At 40.1% G+C, this 818-nt stretch carries 1 protein-coding gene; it reads left to right on the top strand.

The window, feature by feature from the left end:
* Positions 1-6: 6 nt before the first annotated feature.
* Positions 7-818 (top strand): tyrosine-type recombinase/integrase (locus ACFIKO_RS09380; RefSeq protein WP_375673910.1); only part of this gene is annotated, 812 nt, incomplete at its 3' end.

Genomic DNA, 818 nt, shown 5'->3' with positions numbered 1-818 from the left:
CGTTAAGTGAGGGCGATTCATCGGTTATCAGCATCATTCGTAAAGACGTCTCCGCAGGGTAAATATTGTGACGGGGCAGGGCTATGGTTGAATGTTCGAAAAGACAATACACGCTCTTGGTTTTTTCGCTATACGCACCACAATAAGCGCCGTGAAATGGGACTTGGTCCTGTTACGAAACTCTCTTTAAAAGAAGCGCGTGAGCTTACAAGATATTATAGTGATATTCTTAAAGAAGGCAATGATCCTATTGTCTTTCGAGAACAGACTATTTTAAAACAGCAAAGCAATATTTTTCAAGAAATTGCAAAAGCGGCTTTTGAAAGCAAAAAAGCAGAGTTGAAAAATGAAGGTAAAAACGGCCGCTGGTTTTCTCCACTAGAGTTGCACGTGATTCCACACATTGGTAATTTACCTATAGAAAAATTAACAGCCAATATCATTCGCAATGTTCTCGCACCCCTTTGGCATGAAAAAGCAGACACAGCGCGAAAAGCACTTAACCGTATCAATATTTGTTTGAAATATGCTGCGGCTCTTGGTTTAGATGTTGATCTACAGGCTTGTATGAAGGCACGCGCGCTTTTAGGAAAACCACGTGCGACATCAACAAATATTCCTGCTATGCCATGGCAAGAGGTTCCGGCATTTTATCAAAGCTTGGATGATAAGATCCTTTCAAATTTAGCACTGAAGTTATTGATTTTGACAGGAGCACGGTCATATCCATTGCGCTATTTACGCCTTGAACAAATTGACAAAAATATATGGACGATACCAAAAGAAAACATGAAAGGTATTGTAGGGAAAGTTTCAGA

Origin of the sequence: Bartonella sp. TS82HLJMH (assembly GCF_042193495.1) — a bacterium.
GTDB lineage: Bacteria > Pseudomonadota > Alphaproteobacteria > Rhizobiales > Rhizobiaceae > Bartonella > Bartonella grahamii.
The sequence above is the reverse complement of the archived record's forward strand: the minus strand, read 5'-3'. Positions and strand labels throughout refer to the sequence as shown.